This is a genomic window from Cellulomonas sp. NEAU-ZC6, from assembly GCF_056844425.1.
The window spans coordinates 534,460-551,974 of sequence record NZ_JBXFYH010000003.1 but is presented as its reverse complement, the minus strand read 5'-3'; the positions used below and the strand labels follow the sequence as shown (position 1 = coordinate 551,974).

Annotated in this window: 11 protein-coding genes and 3 rRNA genes; all 14 read right to left on the bottom strand. The window is 69.9% G+C overall.

Going from position 1 to position 17,515, the window contains the following annotated elements:
- Window positions 1-51 precede the first annotated feature (51 nt).
- A 5S ribosomal RNA gene (gene rrf / locus AC1050_RS16045) occupies window positions 52-168 on the bottom strand.
- Window positions 169-257: 89 nt separating this feature from the next.
- Window positions 258-3,369, bottom strand: a 23S ribosomal RNA gene (locus tag AC1050_RS16040).
- Between the two features lie 370 nt (window positions 3,370-3,739).
- Window positions 3,740-5,260: ribosomal RNA gene (locus AC1050_RS16035) — 16S ribosomal RNA — on the bottom strand.
- The 16S, 23S and 5S rRNA genes sit together here, the layout of an rRNA operon.
- A 768-nt stretch (window positions 5,261-6,028) precedes the next feature.
- Window positions 6,029-7,300, bottom strand: coding sequence for a tyrosine--tRNA ligase (tyrS, locus tag AC1050_RS16030; RefSeq protein WP_482388415.1), 1,272 nt, complete (start codon window positions 7,298-7,300; stop codon window positions 6,029-6,031).
- Between the two features lie 53 nt (window positions 7,301-7,353).
- Window positions 7,354-8,064, bottom strand: coding sequence for a DNA-3-methyladenine glycosylase (locus tag AC1050_RS16025; protein ID WP_482388414.1), 711 nt, complete (start codon window positions 8,062-8,064; stop codon window positions 7,354-7,356).
- Between the two features lie 44 nt (window positions 8,065-8,108).
- A complete protein-coding gene (locus AC1050_RS16020; protein ID WP_482388393.1) occupies window positions 8,109-8,708 on the bottom strand; it encodes a uridine kinase family protein in 600 nt (199 codons plus the stop codon).
- Window positions 8,709-8,736: 28 nt separating this feature from the next.
- A complete protein-coding gene (argH, locus tag AC1050_RS16015; RefSeq protein ID WP_482388392.1) occupies window positions 8,737-10,152 on the bottom strand; it encodes an argininosuccinate lyase in 1,416 nt (471 codons plus the stop codon).
- Window positions 10,145-11,383: an argininosuccinate synthase gene (locus AC1050_RS16010; protein ID WP_482388391.1), complete on the bottom strand. Its 1,239-nt coding sequence runs from the start codon at window positions 11,381-11,383 to the stop codon at window positions 10,145-10,147. The genes argH and AC1050_RS16010 overlap by 8 nt, the downstream gene beginning before the upstream one ends.
- 53 nt (window positions 11,384-11,436) lie before the next feature.
- Window positions 11,437-11,985, bottom strand: coding sequence for an arginine repressor (locus tag AC1050_RS16005; RefSeq protein ID WP_482388390.1), 549 nt, complete (start codon window positions 11,983-11,985; stop codon window positions 11,437-11,439).
- Window positions 11,982-12,917, bottom strand: coding sequence for an ornithine carbamoyltransferase (gene argF / locus AC1050_RS16000; protein ID WP_482388389.1), 936 nt, complete (start codon window positions 12,915-12,917; stop codon window positions 11,982-11,984). Before argF ends, AC1050_RS16005 begins: the two co-directional genes overlap by 4 nt.
- Complete coding sequence (locus tag AC1050_RS15995) at window positions 12,914-14,209, bottom strand: acetylornithine transaminase (RefSeq protein WP_482388388.1); 1,296 nt, start codon at window positions 14,207-14,209, stop codon at window positions 12,914-12,916. Before AC1050_RS15995 ends, argF begins: the two co-directional genes overlap by 4 nt.
- On the bottom strand, window positions 14,210-15,229 hold the full coding sequence (argB, locus tag AC1050_RS15990; RefSeq protein WP_482388387.1) for an acetylglutamate kinase: 1,020 nt from the start codon (window positions 15,227-15,229) through the stop codon (window positions 14,210-14,212).
- The gene (gene argJ / locus AC1050_RS15985) at window positions 15,226-16,407 is read right to left on the bottom strand and encodes a bifunctional glutamate N-acetyltransferase/amino-acid acetyltransferase ArgJ (RefSeq protein WP_482388386.1); all 1,182 of its coding nucleotides are present in this window, start codon (window positions 16,405-16,407) and stop codon (window positions 15,226-15,228) included. The genes argB and argJ overlap by 4 nt, the downstream gene beginning before the upstream one ends.
- Window positions 16,404-17,474 carry an N-acetyl-gamma-glutamyl-phosphate reductase gene (gene argC / locus AC1050_RS15980; RefSeq protein WP_482388413.1) on the bottom strand — a complete coding sequence of 357 codons (1,071 nt, stop codon included), beginning with the start codon at window positions 17,472-17,474 and terminating at the stop codon, window positions 16,404-16,406. Before argC ends, argJ begins: the two co-directional genes overlap by 4 nt.
- Window positions 17,475-17,515: the final 41 nt, after the last annotated feature.

The window sequence follows — 17,515 nt, the reverse complement described above, 5'->3', positions numbered from 1 at the left end:
CCGGGAAACACGAAGAGCCACCCCTTGCGGGGTGGCTCTTCGTGAATGGATGTCCGGCGGCGTCCTACTCTCCCACACCCTGGCGAGTGCAGTACCATCGGCGCTGAAGGGCTTAGCTTCCGGGTTCGGAATGGGACCGGGCGTTTCCCCTTCGCTATGACCGCCGTAACTCTGTCGAACTGTCAAAGCACATACCTGACGGCAGGGTGCTCGTGGTTCGGGAACCGCACAGTGGACGCGTAGCAACACAAAGTGTTGTGGTGAAGTTGTCGGCTTATTAGTACCGGTCAGCTGCGGCAGTCTTGCGTCCTGCCTTCCACATCCGGCCTATCTACCCGGTGGTCTAGCCGGGAGCCTCTCACCCCTCGAGGGGGCGTGGAAACCTCATCTTGAAGCAGGCTTCCCGCTTAGATGCTTTCAGCGGTTATCCCTTCCGAACGTAGCCAACCAGCCGTGCTCCTGGCGGAACAACTGGCACACCAGAGGTTCGTCCGTCCCGGTCCTCTCGTACTAGGGACAGCCCTTCTCAAGTTTCCTGCGCGCGCAGCGGATAGGGACCGAACTGTCTCACGACGTTCTAAACCCAGCTCGCGTACCGCTTTAATGGGCGAACAGCCCAACCCTTGGGACCTACTCCAGCCCCAGGATGCGACGAGCCGACATCGAGGTGCCAAACCATGCCGTCGATATGGACTCTTGGGCAAGATCAGCCTGTTATCCCCGGGGTACCTTTTATCCGTTGAGCGACGGCGCTTCCACAAGCCACCGCCGGATCACTAGTTCCGACTTTCGTCCCTGCTCGACCTGTCAGTCTCACAGTCAAGCTCCCTTGTGCACTTGCACTCGCCACCTGATTGCCAACCAGGCTGAGGGAACCTTTGAGCGCCTCCGTTACATTTTAGGAGGCAACCGCCCCAGTTAAACTACCCATCAGGCACTGTCCCTGATCCGGATCACGGACCGAGGTTAGATATCCAGAGCGACCAGAGTGGTATTTCAACGTTGACTCCACCGACACTGGCGTGCCGGCTTCACAGTCTCCCACCTATCCTACACAAGCCGCACCGAACACCAATACCAAACTATAGTAAAGGTCCCGGGGTCTTTCCGTCCTGCTGCGCGTAACGAGCATCTTTACTCGTAGTGCAATTTCGCCGAGTTCGCGGTTGAGACAGCGGGGAAGTCGTTACGCCATTCGTGCAGGTCGGAACTTACCCGACAAGGAATTTCGCTACCTTAGGATGGTTATAGTTACCACCGCCGTTTACTGGGGCTTAAATTCTGAGCTTCGCCTTGCGGCTGACCCGTCCTCTTAACCTTCCAGCACCGGGCAGGCGTCAGTCCGTATACATCGTCTTGCGACTTCGCACGGACCTGTGTTTTTAGTAAACAGTCGCTTCCCCCTGGTCTCTGCGGCCCTCCACGCTTCCCGGGCAAGCCGGTACACGCTTCAGGCCCCCCTTCTCCCGAAGTTACGGGGGCATTTTGCCGAGTTCCTTAACCACGATTCTCTCGATCGCCTTGGTATTCTCTACCTGATCACCTGAGTCGGTTTAGGGTACGGGCGGCTAGAACCTCGCGTCGAAGCTTTTCTCGGCAGCATAGGATCACCCAATCATCCAGCATACGCTGTCACCATCGGTTCTCAGGCTATGTGAGTGGCGGATTTGCCTACCACTCGCCCTACGGCCTTGGACGTGGACTACCATCGCCACGCTGGGCTACCTTCCTGCGTCACTCCTGTTAATACGCTTACCTACTACCGGATCGGGTCACGCGCTCCCCGCCGCGGTGACTCCCGAAGGAGTCGGTGCGGCGGCTCGGGCGTTTAGCATCACCGGGCTCGGTATGGGCGGTTCTTCGCCGGTACGGGAATATCAACCCGTTGTCCATCGACTACGCCTGTCGGCCTCGCCTTAGGTCCCGACTTACCCAGGGCGGATTAGCCTGGCCCTGGAACCCTTGATCATTCGGCGGACGGGTTTCTCACCCGTCATTCGCTACTCATGCCTGCATTCTCACTCGTGTGGCGTCCACCACTGGGTTACCCCGCAGCTTCACCCGCCACACGACGCTCCCCTACCCATCCACACGGCTGGACCACGAAGGCCTGCCTGAAATGTGAATGCCACAGCTTCGGCGGTATACTTGAGCCCCGCTACATTGTCGGCGCGGAATCACTTGACCAGTGAGCTATTACGCACTCTTTCAAGGGTGGCTGCTTCTAAGCCAACCTCCTGGTTGTCTGTGCAACTCCACATCCTTTCCCACTTAGCATACGCTTAGGGGCCTTAGCTGGTGGTCTGGGCTGTTTCCCTCTCGACTACGGAGCTTATCCCCCGCAGTCTCACTGCCACGCTCTCACTTACCGGCATTCGGAGTTTGGCTAACGTCAGTAACCTGGTGGGGCCCATCGGCTATCCAGTAGCTCTACCTCCGGCAAGAAACACGTGACGCTGCACCTAAATGCATTTCGGGGAGAACCAGCTATCACGAAGTTTGATTGGCCTTTCACCCCTAACCACAGGTCATCCCCCCGGTTTTCAACCCAGGTGGGTTCGGTCCTCCACGCGGTCTTACCCGCGCTTCAACCTGCCCATGGCTAGATCACTTCGCTTCGGGTCTAGAGCACGCGACTGTATCGCCCTATTCGGACTCGCTTTCGCTACGGCTTCCCCACACGGGTTAACCTCGCCACGTACCACTAACTCGCAGGCTCATTCTTCAAAAGGCACGCCGTCACCCCTGCTAGGGAGGCTCCGACGGATTGTAGGCACACGGTTTCAGGTACTATTTCACTCCCCTCCCGGGGTACTTTTCACCTTTCCCTCACGGTACTTGTCCGCTATCGGTCACTAGGTAGTATTTAGGCTTAGCAAGTGGTCTTGCCAGATTCACACGGGATTTCTCGGGCCCCGTGCTACTTGGGATCCCCTTCGGGAGGCCACGTCATTTCGTCTACGGGGGTACCACCCTCTGTGCCGGGCCTTTCAATGCCCTTCGACTATAACGCGGCTTTCTGACTCCCTGACGGATCGGCAGATCCATCGGAAAGGTCCCACAACCCCGTACACGCAACGCCTGCCGGCTTGGCACGCATACGGTTTGGCCTCATCCGCTTTCGCTCGCCACTACTCACGGAATATCTCTTCCTGCCGGTACTGAGATGTTTCACTTCCCGGCGTTCCCTCCACACACCCTATATATTCAGGTGCGGGTCACACGACATGACTCGTGCGGGGTTTCCCCATTCGGACATCCTCGGATCACGGTTCGTTTGCCAACTCCCCGAGGCTTATCGCAGGCTACAACGTCCTTCTTCGGCTCCTAGTGCCAAGGCATCCACCCTGTGCCCTTAAAAACTTGACCACAAAGACATTACTTTAAAAGATGCTCGCGTCCACTGTGCAGTTCTCAAACAACGAACGATCCCCAGGTCTTCCGCCGGCGCCTGCCCCCACCAGCTGGTGTGAGCGGTTCGACCGACCGACCGGGCCCGTCATGAAGCAACACCCCCAAAGCGGGCTGTTCCCTCAGGACCCAACAGCGTGCCCAGGCGACCCGACCAGATCAGCGGTGCGAGGTTCCGACCACCCGAAGGCGGAGTACTGACGCGATGCCGACCCAGCAAGAGGTCGCCGTAGTTGATGTTCCACCCGTGAGCACCACCCCGAACGCGTACGGTCCGGGCCTGGTCTCTGCACACCCTGCACCAGGCAGAGCGTCAGAAGCTCCTTAGAAAGGAGGTGATCCAGCCGCACCTTCCGGTACGGCTACCTTGTTACGACTTAGTCCCAATCGCCAGTCCCACCTTCGACGGCTCCCCCCACAAGGGTTGGGCCACCGGCTTCGGGTGTTACCGACTTTCGTGACTTGACGGGCGGTGTGTACAAGGCCCGGGAACGTATTCACCGCAGCGTTGCTGATCTGCGATTACTAGCGACTCCGACTTCATGGGGTCGAGTTGCAGACCCCAATCCGAACTGAGACCGGCTTTTTGGGATTCGCTCCACCTCGCGGTATCGCAGCCCTTTGTACCGGCCATTGTAGCATGCGTGAAGCCCAAGACATAAGGGGCATGATGATTTGACGTCATCCCCACCTTCCTCCGAGTTGACCCCGGCAGTCTCCTATGAGTCCCCGGCATGACCCGCTGGCAACATAGGACGAGGGTTGCGCTCGTTGCGGGACTTAACCCAACATCTCACGACACGAGCTGACGACAACCATGCACCACCTGTACACCGACCTTGCGGGGCAACCATCTCTGGAAGTTTCCGGTGTATGTCAAGCCTTGGTAAGGTTCTTCGCGTTGCATCGAATTAATCCGCATGCTCCGCCGCTTGTGCGGGCCCCCGTCAATTTCTTTGAGTTTTAGCCTTGCGGCCGTACTCCCCAGGCGGGGCACTTAATGCGTTTGCTGCGGCACGGAACTCGTGGAATGAGCCCCACACCTAGTGCCCAACGTTTACGGCATGGACTACCAGGGTATCTAATCCTGTTCGCTCCCCATGCTTTCGCTCCTCAGCGTCAGTTGCGGCCCAGTGACCTGCCTTCGCCATCGGTGTTCCTCCTGATATCTGCGCATTCCACCGCTACACCAGGAATTCCAGTCACCCCTACCGCACTCTAGTCTGCCCGTACCCACTGCAAGCCCGAGGTTGAGCCTCGAGTTTTCACAGCAGACGCGACAAACCGCCTACGAGCTCTTTACGCCCAATAATTCCGGACAACGCTTGCGCCCTACGTATTACCGCGGCTGCTGGCACGTAGTTAGCCGGCGCTTCTTCTGCAGGTACCGTCACTTGCGCTTCTTCCCTGCTGAAAGAGGTTTACAACCCGAAGGCCTTCATCCCTCACGCGGCGTCGCTGCATCAGGCTTGCGCCCATTGTGCAATATTCCCCACTGCTGCCTCCCGTAGGAGTCTGGGCCGTGTCTCAGTCCCAGTGTGGCCGGTCGCCCTCTCAGGCCGGCTACCCGTCGTCGCCTTGGTGGGCCACTACCCCACCAACAAGCTGATAGGCCGCGAGTCCATCCCTGACCGATAAATCTTTCCAGACACTTCGGATGCCCGAGCGTCTCGTATCCGGTATTAGACCTCGTTTCCAAGGCTTATCCCAGAGTCAGGGGCAGGTTACTCACGTGTTACTCACCCGTTCGCCACTGATCCACCCAGCAAGCTGGGCTTCACCGTTCGACTTGCATGTGTTAAGCACGCCGCCAGCGTTCGTCCTGAGCCAGAATCAAACTCTCCGTTGATGTCTACATGGCAACCACCACCCGAAGGCAGCAGTCCACCGACACACGAAACGACCACCCCCACGCTGACGAAGGGGCAGCCAGTTCAACATGGCTGTGCGGGCCGACCCAGACGGAGCAGGGCCAGACCCACGACACCAAAAAAGCACACCAACCCGAAAGCCACCCCGAACGAGGCAACCACCCGAGCCGATGCACCGATATGGCATCAACTACTTAGGCACACTGTTGAGTTCTCAAAGAACAGACGCGCATCCCCCACTCACCCTTGCGGGCTTCGCGGCCGGAGGCTCTCCGTTGTCCAATCTACCAGAGTTCCTGGCCCGCGTTCACCCGGTGTTCACCCGGCGAAGCGCTCCCGAACTCTACCCGAGGTCCGGACCGGCTCACGCCGCTCCCTCTCCCGGGTCCCTGCACGGCCCTGCAGACGCCGAAGCGTCCGCGTGCTCTGCTGGGGGTCGTCTCCCGCGGGACCAGCCACCGGGTGAACCCTCGGTGTCCGTTCCTCCCTGCCGGGCGACTCGGAGAACATTACGCGGACGTTTCGTCCAGCGTCAAGCGAGCGACCTTGCGGTCGCCGCGCACCCCCCGCACCCCTGCTGACCTGGGCTTTCACCCGGATCACGCCGGGGCGACCCCTGCTGCCCCGTCCCGGGCGCCGGTGCGACGCCCGTCACGTCCCGACCAGCGTGCCGTGACCGGCACCGGGCCGCTACCGGGACGCCGGCCCGGGGCGCACGAGGCGACCCGGGCCGGCGTGGGCCGGGCTCAGGCGGAGGCGTCCGCCAGCCGCGCGACCGCGAGGGTCCGCTTGCCCCGGCGCAGCACGAGCCACCGCCCGTGCAGCAGGTCGCCGGGCTCCACGACCGCGGCGTCGTCGGCGATCTTGCGGTTGTTCACCGACGCGCCGCCCTCGGCGACCGCCCGGCGCGCGGCGCCCTTGCTCGCGACCAGGCCGGTCGCGGCGAGCACGTCCACCAGGGGGTCGCCCACCCGGACGTCCGCCGTCGGCAGCTCGGCGACGGCGGCGCCGAGGGTCGCCGCGTCCAGCTCGGCCAGGTCCCCGCCCCCGAACAGGGCCCGGCTCGCGGCGATCACCTTGTCGGTCGCGTCGGTTCCGTGCACGAGCGAGGTGACGTCGTACGCCAGCGCGCGCTGCGCCTCGCGGGCGGCCGGCTTCTCGGCGACGGCCTGCTCCAGCTCCGCGATCTGCTCGCGGGTGCGGAACGTGAACACCTTGAGGTAGCCGATCACCTCGGCGTCGTCGACGTTGAGCCAGAACTGGTAGAAGGCGTACGGGCTCATCATCTCCGGGTCGAGCCAGATGGCCCCGCCCTCGGACTTGCCGAACTTGGTGCCGTCGGCCTTGGTGATCAGCGGCGTGGTCAGGGCGTGCACCGCGGCGCGCTCGGACTTGCGGATCAGCTCGACGCCCGAGAGCAGGTTGCCCCACTGGTCGTTGCCGCCGGTCTGCAGGGTGCAGCCGTACCGGCGGTGCAGCTCCCGGTAGTCCATGCCCTGCAGGATCTGGTAGCTGAACTCGGTGAACGAGATGCCCTCGTCGCTCGCCAGCCGACGGGCGACGGTGTCCTTGGCGAGCATCGTGCCGAGCCGGTAGTGCTTGCCGACCTCCCGGAGGAAGTCGATCGCCGACAGCTCGCCGGTCCAGTCGAGGTTGTTGACCATCCGCGCGGGGTTGTCCCCGTCGAAGTCGAGGAACCGGCTGATCTGGCCCTGCAGGCGCGCCACCCACTCGGCGACGGTGTCCTTGGTGTTGAGCACGCGCTCGCCCGACATCCGGGGGTCGCCGATGAGGCCGGTGGCCCCGCCGACCAGCGCCAGCGGGTGGTGGCCGGCGAGCTGCAGGTGCCGCATGAGCACGAGCTGCACCAGGTGGCCGTGGTGCAGGCTCGGCGCGGTGGGGTCGAACCCGGCGTAGAAGGTCACCGGGCCGGCGTCGAACGCCTCGCGCAGGGCGTCGAGGTCGGTGGTCTGGGCGACCAGCCCGCGCCAGGCGAGCTCGTCCAGGAGGTGGGTCACGTCGTGCTCCTTGCGTCGCGCGGCCGCGGGGGCCGCACCGTCGGCGGTCGTGGTCATGCCGGCGTCGTCCCGCGTCGCGGGTGGCTGCTCGACGCCGGCCGGCGATACGCCGGGCGGAAGGCGGAGACCGTGGGCTCCCCCGTCAGCCACAGCCGCCACGGGAACCGGGTCGCGTCTCCCCCGTCGCCGGCGACGCCGACCCGGGGTCCGGTGGCGTGCGCCGCGATGCGGGCGTCGGGATCCCGGTGCACGACGACGCGGCCGCTCGGCTCGGTGAGGTCCGCGCCGTAGTCGTCCAGGTCCAGCCCGAGGGCGACGGCGAGCCTGGCGGGGCCGCGCGCGATCTGGCGGTCGGAGTCGACGACGCCCGAGCGCAGCCGGCGGGCGCGCGCGAGCTCGACGCCGTCGAGCACCTCACCCGCGCGCAGCAGCACGGCCGCGGCGCGGCCGGCGGTGCCGGTCACGACGTTGACGCAGTGGTGCAGGCCGAGGTGCCGGTAGACGTACAGCCGCCCGCCCTCGCCGAACATGACGGCGTTCCGCGCGGTGCGGCCGCGGAACGCGTGCGAGCCGGGATCGGCCTCGCCGTCGTACGCCTCGACCTCGGTCAGCCGGACGGTGACGTCGCCCTCGTCGGAGCGCACGGTCACGTGGGCACCCAGCAGGTCGGCGGCCACCGCGAGCACGGGGCGGGCGTACCAGCTGCGCGCGGGCACGACGCCGTGCACCTCGTGCACGGGGCGCACGTCGGGCGCGTCGGGCACCGCGGGCGCGCCCGCGCTCGCTCCGTCCCGCGGGTCCGTCCGGCTCACCGGGCCATCCTGCCCCATGCGTCGACCCGCACGTCGGCGCGTCCGCGCGTGCACTCCCGCGCGTAGTGCGCGGCCTCGTCCCGCATCCAGCGCTCCCAGTGCGCACGGGCGTCGGCGCCGTCGCGCGCGAGGCCGCGGGCGAGCCGGGTCGTCGCGTCCGCCTCCACCCAGACCAGCACGCCGACGTCCCGGGCGCCGGCCCGGCGGCCGGAGCCGCAGCCCTCCAGGACGAGGACGTCGGGGACGGGCACGTCGACCCACCCGTCGAACCGGCCGGCGACCCAGTCGTAACGCTGGAACCGGCCCGGCCGGCCGCGGCGCAGCGGCTCGAGCACCTGCGCGGCCAGCCGGGGCCACAGGTCGCCCTCCAGACCGCTCCAGCCCGCGTACAGGTCGTCCATGTGCAGCACGTGCGCCGTCCGGCCGGCGGTCGCGCACCGCTCGGCGAGCGCGGCGGCCAGCGTGGTCTTGCCCGAGCCCGCCGGGCCGTCGACGGCGACGACCCGCACGGGGCCGAGGCGCGGCGGCCGGGACAGCAGCAGGGGGACGACGGCCGCCGCGGCGGTGTCGTCCCCCTGCTGGTGCTCGCTGCTCACGCCGCGATGGTGCCAGAAGCGCGGGCCCTCAGGAGGCCCAGGTCCGCAGCTCGGCCGCGCGGGCGCGCGCCCGGTCCAGCTGTTCCGCCACCCGCACGGGGGCGGTCCCGCCGTGCGCCGAGCGGGACGCGACCGACCCCTCGACCGACAGCACCGACCGGACGGCAGGCGTCAGCGCGGGGTGGATCGCGGCGAGCTCGTCGTCCGTGAGGTCCCAGAGCTCGACGGCCGGCTCGTGCTGCTCGCAGGCCCGGACGCACGCGCCCGCGACCTCGTGCGCCACCCGGAACGGCACGCCCTCGCGGACCAGCCACTCGGCGATGTCGGTGGCGAGCGAGAACCCCTGCGGGGCGAGCGCCGCCATCCGGTCCGTGTCGAAGGTCAGCGTCGCGGTCATCCCGGCGAACGCGGGCAGCAGGACGGTGAGGGTGTCGACCTGGTCGAACACCGGCTCCTTGTCCTCCTGCAGGTCGCGGTTGTACGCGAGCGGCAGGCCCTTGAGCGTCGTCAGCAGGCCCGTGAGGTCCCCGACGAGCCGGCCGGCCTTGCCGCGCGCCAGCTCGGCGACGTCCGGGTTCTTCTTCTGCGGCATGATGCTCGACCCCGTGGAGTACGCGTCGTCCAGGCGGACGAAGCCGAACTCGTGCGTCGACCAGAGGACGACCTCCTCGGCGAACCGGGACAGGTCGACGCCGAGCATCGCGGACACCCAGGCGAACTCGGCGACGACGTCGCGGGCGGCGGTGCCGTCGATGGAGTTCTCGACCGGCGCGTCGAACCCGAGGTCGGCCGCGACCGCCGCCGGGTCCAGGCCCAGCGAGGACCCGGCGAGCGCGCCGGAGCCGTAGGGCGAGACCGCCGCGCGGCGGTCCCAGTCCACGTACCGGTCCACGTCGCGCAGCAGCGGCCACGCGTGCGCCAGCAGGTGGTGCGCCAGCAGGACCGGCTGCGCGTGCTGCAGGTGCGTGCGGCCGGGCATGATCGCGTCGCCCGCCGCGGCGGCCTGCGCGACCAGCGCGTCGACGACGTCGAGGGTCAGCCCGGCGATCGCGCGCGCCGAGTCCCGCAGGTACATCCGCACCAGCGTGGCGATCTGGTCGTTGCGGGACCGCCCGGCGCGCAGCCGCCCGCCGAGGTCGGCCCCGGCACGCTCGATCAGGCCGCGCTCCAGCGCCCCGTGCACGTCCTCGTCGGACTCCGCGGCGACGAACGCCCCGGACGCGACGTCCGCCCGCAGGCGCTCGAGGGCGTCGAGCATCCCGGCGAGCGCCGCGTCGTCCAGCAGACCCGCGGCGTGCAGGACCCGGGCGTGCGCCTGCGAGCCGGCGATGTCCTGCGGCGCGAGCCGCCAGTCGAAGTGCGTCGACTTGGACAGCGCGGCCAGGGCGTCGGCGGGGCCGCCGGCGAACCGGCCACCCCAGAGCGCGCCGGCCTGCTCAGGCACCGATGCCGCCCTGCTGGCCGAGGTCCTCGGCGTTGCCGAACTTCACGTCGCGCGCGGCGGCGAGCTTGGACGACAGGCCGTAGATCTCGATGAAGCCGCGGGCGGCCGACTGGTCGAAGGTGTCCCCCGAGTCGTAGGTGGCCAGGTTGAAGTCGTACAGCGAGGTCTCCGAGCGGCGGCCGGTGACCGTCGCGCGGCCGCCGTGCAGGACCATGCGGACCTCGCCGGAGACGTAGCGCTGGGTGTCGTCGATGAAGGTGTCCAGCGACTTCTTCAGCGGGGAGAACCACTGGCCGTCGTAGACCAGCTCGGTCCAGCGCTGCTCGACCTGGCGCTTGAACCGGGCCTGCTCGCGCTCGACGGTGACGTTCTCGAGCTCCTGGTGCGCGGCGATCAGCGCCATCGCGCCGGGCGCCTCGTAGACCTCGCGCGACTTGATGCCCACCAGGCGGTCCTCGACGATGTCGATCCGGCCGACGCCCTGGGCGCCCGCGCGGCGGTTCATCTCCTGGATGGCCTGCAGCGGCGTGACCGGGACGCCGTCCAGCGCGACCGGGACGCCCTGCTCGAACGTGATGACGACCTCGTCGGCGACCGGCGGGAACGTCGGGTCGTCGGTGTAGGTGTACACGTCCTTGGTCGGCTCGTTCCAGATGTCCTCGAGGAAGCCGGTCTCGACCGCGCGGCCCCACACGTTCTGGTCGATCGAGAACGGGTTGTGCTTGGTGGTCGCGATCGGGAGCTTCTTGCGCTCGGCGAACTCGATGGCCTTGTCGCGGGTCAGCGCGAGGTCGCGGACCGGGGCCAGGCACTTGAGGTCCGGGGCCAGCGAGGTGATGCCGACCTCGAACCGCACCTGGTCGTTGCCCTTGCCCGTGCAGCCGTGCGCGACCGTCGTGGCGCCGAACTGGCGGGCGGCGCGCACCAGGTGCTTGACGATGACCGGGCGGGACAGCGCGGAGACCAGCGGGTACTTGTCCAGGTACAGGCCGTTGGCGCGCAGCGCGGGCATGCAGTACTCGGCGGCGAACTCGTCGCGGGCGTCGGCCACGTAGGCCTCGACGGCGCCGCAGTCGAGCGCGCGCTGCCGGATGACCTCGAGGTCCTCGCCGCCCTGGCCGACGTCGACGGCGACGGCGATCACCTCGGCGCCGGTCGCCTCGGCGATCCAGCCGATGCCCACGGAGGTGTCCAGGCCGCCCGAGTAGGCGAGGACGACGCGCTCAGTCATGTTCTTCTCTTTCGTCTCTGGGTGCTGCGAAGGGTGGGTGGCGACGGGCCGGCTCAGCCGGTCGTCGCGAGCTCGAGGAACCGCGCGGCCAGCGCCGTGCCCTCGGGGCCGTCGGCGCCCTCGCGGGCGATGACGAGGACGGTGTCGTCCCCCGCGATCGTGCCGAGCACGCCGGGGAGCACGGAGTGGTCGATCGCCGAGGCGAGGAACTGCGCGGCGCCGGGCGGCGTGCGCAGGACGACGAGGCTGCCGGACGCCTCGGCGGTGACGAGCAGCTCGGAGCACAGCCGCGCCAGCCGGGAGGCGAGCGCCTCGGCGTCCACCACCGGGGCGGGCGACCGGTCGCCGCCCTCCCCCGGCGCCGCGTAGGCGAGCGAACCGGTGGGGGTGCGGATCTTGACCGCGCGCAGCTCGACGAGGTCGCGGGACAGCGTGGCCTGGGTGACGGTGACGCCCTGGTGCGCGAGCAGGTCGGCGAGCTCGGACTGCGAGTGCACCGACTGGCGGGACAGCAGGTCGCGGATCAGCGCGTGCCGGGCCGCCTTGGTCGCGGCGACGCGACCCGTGGTCGTGGGCACCTCGTCCGCGTGCGCGCCGGTCACGACCGCTCCAGGAGCCAGGTCAGCAGCGCCTTCTGGGCGTGCAGCCGGTTCTCGGCCTCGTCCCAGACCACCGACTGCGGGCCGTCGAGCACCTCGGCGGTGATCTCCTTGCCGCGGTAGGCCGGCAGGCAGTGCAGCACCAGCGCGCCGGGGGCGGCCAGCGCCACGGCTGCCGCGTCGAGCCGGTAGGGCACGAACGGCTGCTCGCGCTCGGCGGCCTCGTCCTCCTGGCCCATGGACACCCAGGTGTCGGTGGCCACGGCGTCCGCGCCGGTCACGGCGGCCGCGAGGTCGTCGGTGACCACGACCGAGCCGCCGGTCGTCGCCGCGATCTGCGCCGCCCGCGCCACGACCTCGGCCGACGGCAGGTACGCGGCCGGCGTGGCGATCCGCACGTGCAGGCCGGCGGTGGCGCCGCCGAGCAGGTAGGACTGCGCCATGTTGTTGGAGCCGTCCCCGGTGTAGGCGAGCGTCCGCCCGCGCAGCGCGTCGACCCCGCCCCAGTGCTGCGCGAGCGTCAGCAGGTCGGCCAGGATCTGGCAGGGGTGGAAGTCGTCGGTGAGCGCGTTGACCACGGGGACGCCGGCGTGCGCGGCCATCTCCTCGATGCGGTGCTGCGCGTGCGTCCGCCACACCACGGCGGCGACCTGCGGGCCCAGCACGCGGGCCGTGTCGGCGACCGACTCCCGCACGCCGATCCGGGCCAGGTTGCCGTCCACGGCCAGCGGGTAGCCGCCCAGCTCGGCGACGCCCGCGGTGAACGACACCTGGGTGCGCAGCGTCGGCTTGTCGAAGATGATCGCGACGGCGCGCGGGCCCTCGAGGGGGCGCTTCGCGAACCGGTCGGCGCGCAGCGCGAGGCCGAGCCGCAGCACCTCGGCCTGCTCGGCCGGGTTGAGGTCGTCGTCGCGGAGGAAGTGCCGGGTCGTCATGCCGTCGGCTCCTGTCCCAGGTCGTGCGGCAGCCCACCGACGAAGTCGGTGAACGTCGCGGCCTGCTCGCGGGTGAGCACGTAGGGCGGGGCGAGCCGGATCGTCGAGGGCGTGCACGGGTTGACGACGAAGCCCGCCGCCAGCGCGCGCGCCGCGACGTCGGCCGCGACCGGGGCGGTCAGCTGCACCGCGATCAGCAGGCCCTCGCCGCGCACCTCCGCGACGAGCGGGTGCCCGAGCGCGGCGACCTGCGTCCGCCACCAGGCGCCGAGGTCGGTGACGTGCGCGAGCAGGCCGTCGCGCTCGATTACGCCGATGGTCGCCAGCGCCGCGGCGGCGGCGACGGGGTTGCCGCCGAACGTCGTGCCGTGCTGGCCGCGGCCGAGCAGGGTCGCCGCGCGCTCGCCGTACGCCACCACCGCGCCGACGGGGAACCCGCCGCCCAGGCCCTTGGCGAGCGTGACGGCGTCGGGCCGGATGCCGCCGCCGAGGTGCGGGTGCTGGTGCGCGAGCCAGACGCCGGTGCGGCCCATGCCGGTCTGCACCTCGTCCAGGATCAGCAGCGCGCCGTGCTCCTCGGTGAGCTCGCGGGCCCGGACCAGGTACCCCGGGGGCAGCGGCAGGACGCCGGCCTCGCCCTGGATCGGCTCGAGGAAGACCGCCGCCACGGTGTCGCCGGCGCCGTCGGCGAACGCGGCCTCGAGCGCGGCGGTGTCCCCGAACGGCAGGAACTCGACGCCGCCGGGCAGCGGCTCGAACGGCTCCCGGTACGCGGCCTTGGACGTCAGCGCGAGCGCGCCCATCGACCGGCCGTGGAACGCGCCCTCCATGGCGAGGACCCGGGTGCGGCGGACGCCGCCGGGCCCCTCGCCGTTGCGGCGGGCCATCTTGAACGCGGCCTCGTTGGCCTCGGTGCCGGAGTTGGTGAAGAACACCCGGGAGCCCTCGGGTGCGTCGGCCAGGGCGAGCAGCCGCTCGGCCAGCGCGATCTGCGTGGGGCTGGCGAAGAAGTTCGAGATGTGGCCGAGCGTGCCGAGCTGCGCGGAGATCGCGGCGGTCAGCGTCGGGTGCGCGTGGCCGAGCGAGTTGACGGCGATCCCGCCGAGCAGGTCGAGGTAGCGGGTGCCGTCGGCGTCCCACACGTACGGGCCCTCGCCGCGGACCAGCACGCGCTGCGGCGCGCCGAAGGTGTCCATCACCGCGTGGGTGTACCGCTCGGTCCAGCGCGCGACCGAGTCGGGGCCCACCAGGGCGGTGCCGTCGGGCTCGGCGGTCAGGTGCTGCTCGGTCACTCAGCTCACCTCGGGGTCGTGGTGGTGCGGGACGTCGACGGCCGGCGGCGCGACCCGCGGGATCGGCGCGGTGAACGGGGACGGGACGGGCTCGTCGTCGGGCAGCACCATCGTGCCGATGCCCTCGGAGGTGAAGACCTCCACGAGGATCGAGTGCGGCTGCCGGCCGTCGATGACGTGCGCCCGGCCCACGCCGCCGGTCACGGCGCGCCAGCAGGCCTCCATCTTCGGCCGCATCCCCGTGTCCAGGGACGGCAGCAGGTCGGCCAGCGCGCCGGCGCGGATCCGCCGGGCGAGCGAGGACCGGTCGGGCCAGCTCGTGTAGAGCCCCTCGACGTCGGTCAGCACGATGAGCTTGCGCGCACCGAGCGCCACGGCCAGGGCGGCCGCCGCGGTGTCGGCGTTCACGTTGAGCACCTGGGTCGGGTCGTCCATGTCGGGCGCGACCGTCGAGACGACCGGGATCCGGCCGGCGTCGAGCAGGTCGTGCACCGCGCCGGGGTTCACCTCGACGACGTCGCCGACCTGGCCGACGTCGACCTCGACGCCGTCGACGACCGCGGTGCGGCGCCGGGCGCGGAGCAGGCCGCCGTCCTCGCCGGACAGGCCGACCGCGTACGGGCCGTGCGCGTTCAGCAGGCCCACGAGCTCGCGGGACACCTGGCCGGTGAGCACCATGCGGACGACGTCCATCGCCTCCGGGGTGGTGACGCGCAGCCCGCCGCGGAACTCCGAGGCGATGCCGAGCCGGTCGAGCATCGCGTTGATCTGGGGCCCGCCGCCGTGCACGACGACGGGGCGCAGGCCCACCTGGCGCAGGAAGACCATGTCCTCGGCGAAGGCGCGCTTGAGGTCGTCGTCAACCATGGCGTTGCCGCCGTACTTGACGACGACGAGCGCACCGGCGAACCGCTGCAGCCAGGGCAGCGCCTCGATCAGCACCTCGGCCTTCTGGTCGGGGCGCAGGTCGGTGCGGGTGTCGAACGCCGCGTCGTGCGGCGGCGGGGCGTCGAGGCTCATGTGCTGTACGCGCTGTTCTCGTGGACGTAGTCGTGCGTGAGGTCGTTGGTCCAGATGGTCGCGGTGGCGTCACCGGCGTGCAGGTCCACGTCGACGCGCACCTCCCGAGCCGCGGCCAGGTCGACGCCCTCGCGCGGGTCGCCGACCCCACCGGCGCGGCACACCTGGACGCCGTTGATCGACACGTCCAGCAGGGCGGCGTCGTAGGGCGCGACGTCCTCCGGGACGGTGCCGACGGCGGCGAGCACCCGGCCCCAGTTGGGGTCGTTGCCGAACACGGCGGCCTTGAACAGGTTGGACCGGGTGACCGCGCGGGCCACGGCGACGGCCGCGTCCTCGCTGCTGGCGCCGGTCACCGTGACGGCGATGTCGTGCGAGGCGCCCTCGGCGTCGGCGACCAGCTGCCGGGCCAGGTCGGCGGACACCGCGGCCACCGCGGTGGCGAACGCCTCGGGGTCCGGGGTGACGTCGCTCGCGCCGGACGCCAGCAGCAGGACGGTGTCGTTGGTCGACATGCAGCCGTCGGAGTCGACGCGGTCGAACGTCGTGCGCGTCGCACCGCGCAGCGCGGCGTCGGCCTGCTCCGCGGTGACGACGGCGTCGGTGGTGAGCACGACGAGCATCGTGGCGAGGCCGGGGGCGAGCATGCCCGCGCCCTTGGCCATGCCGCCGACGGTCCAGCCGTCGCCGACCACCGCCGCGGTCTTCGCCACGGTGTCCGTGGTCATGATCGCGGTGGCGGCGTCGGGGCCGGCGGTCGCCGAGAGGGTCGCGGCCGCCGCGGACACGCCGCCGAGCAGCAGGTCCATCGGCAGCCGCTCGCCGATCAGGCCGGTGGAGCAGACCAGCACGTCGCCGGCCGAGGTGCCGAGCACCCCGGCGACGTGCTCCGCGGTGCGGTGCGTGTCGAGGAAGCCCTCGGGACCGGTGCACGCGTTGGCACCGCCGGAGTTGAGGACGACGGCCGTCGCGACGCCGTCGGACACGGCCTGGCGGGACCAGACCACCGGGGCGGCGACGACGCGGTTGGACGTGAACACCCCGGCCGCGACCTGCAGCGGGCCGTCGTTGACGACCAGCGCCAGGTCGGGCTTGCCGGAGGCCTTGAGGCCGGCGGTGACGCCCGCGGCACGGAAGCCGGCCGGGGCGGTCACCCCCTGGGTCTCGACGTCGGTCACGGGGCGACTCCCTCGGTGGTGAGGCCGGTGCGCTCGGGGAGCCCGAGCGCCAGGTTGAGCGACTGCACCGCGGCGCCCGCGGTGCCCTTGACGAGGTTGTCCAGCGCGCACAGGGCGACGACCCGGCCCGCGGCCTCGTCGACGGCGACCTGGACCAGCGCGGTGTTGGCACCGGTGGTGGCGGCGGTCGCCGGCCACTCGCCCTCGGGCAGCAGCTCGACGAACGGCTCGGCGGCGTACGCGGTCTCCCAGGCGGCGCGGACCGCCGCGGCGTCGGCGCCGGGCGCCAGAGGCGCCGTCACCGTGGCCAGGATGCCGCGGGCCATGGGGACCAGCACCGGCGTGAACGACAGCCGGGTGCCCGTCGCGCCCGCCACGCCGAGGTTCTGCGTGATCTCCGGGACGTGCCGGTGGGTGCCGCCGACGGCGTACGGCTGCGCGGAGCCGAGGGCCTCGGAGGCCAGCAGGTGCGGCTTGAGCGTGCGGCCGGCGCCGGTGTAACCGACGGCCAGCACCGCGACGACGTCCGCGGGGTCCAGCACGCCCGCCGCGACCCCGGGCTGCAGCGCCAGGGTCACCGCGGTCACGTTGCAGCCCGGGACGGCGATCCGGCGCGCGCCGCGCAGCACGTCCCGCTGCGCGACGGCGGCCTGCTCGCCCGCGTGCAGCAGCTCGGGCATGCCGTAGGGCCAGGTGCCGGCGTGGTCGGTGCCGTAGAACCGGCGCCAGGCGTCGGCGTCGGTCAGCCGGTGGTCCGCACCGAGGTCCACGACCACGGCCCCGTCGCCCCGGTCCGCGAGCGCCGCGGCGATCTCGCCGGACGCCCCGTGCGGCAGCGCCAGGACCACGACGTCGTGCCCGGCGAGCTCGTCCACCGACGTCGGCGTGAGCACGCGGTCCGCCAGCGAGCGCAGGTGCGGCTGGTGCGCGCCGAGGCGGGTGCCCGCGTTGGAGTGCGCGGTGAGCGCGCCGATCTCGGCGTCGGGGTGGCCCAGCAGGAGCCGCAGGGTCTCGCCGCCGGCGTACCCGGAGGCGCCTGCGACGGCGACGGAGAAGGACATGTGCATGATCATACATCCGAGTGCACACAGATTCATGCACGCGTGGT

Excerpts from the sequence above, each read along its gene's own strand:
- AC1050_RS16010 (WP_482388391.1), bottom strand. The coding sequence starts at position 11,383 with ATGACTGAGCGCGTCGTCCTCGCCTACTCGGGCGGCCTGGACACCTCC.
- argF (WP_482388389.1), bottom strand. The coding sequence starts at position 12,917 with ATGACGACCCGGCACTTCCTCCGCGACGACGACCTCAACCCGGCCGAG.
- argB (WP_482388387.1), bottom strand. The coding sequence starts at position 15,229 with ATGAGCCTCGACGCCCCGCCGCCGCACGACGCGGCGTTCGACACCCGC.
- argC (WP_482388413.1), bottom strand. The coding sequence starts at position 17,474 with ATGCACATGTCCTTCTCCGTCGCCGTCGCAGGCGCCTCCGGGTACGCC.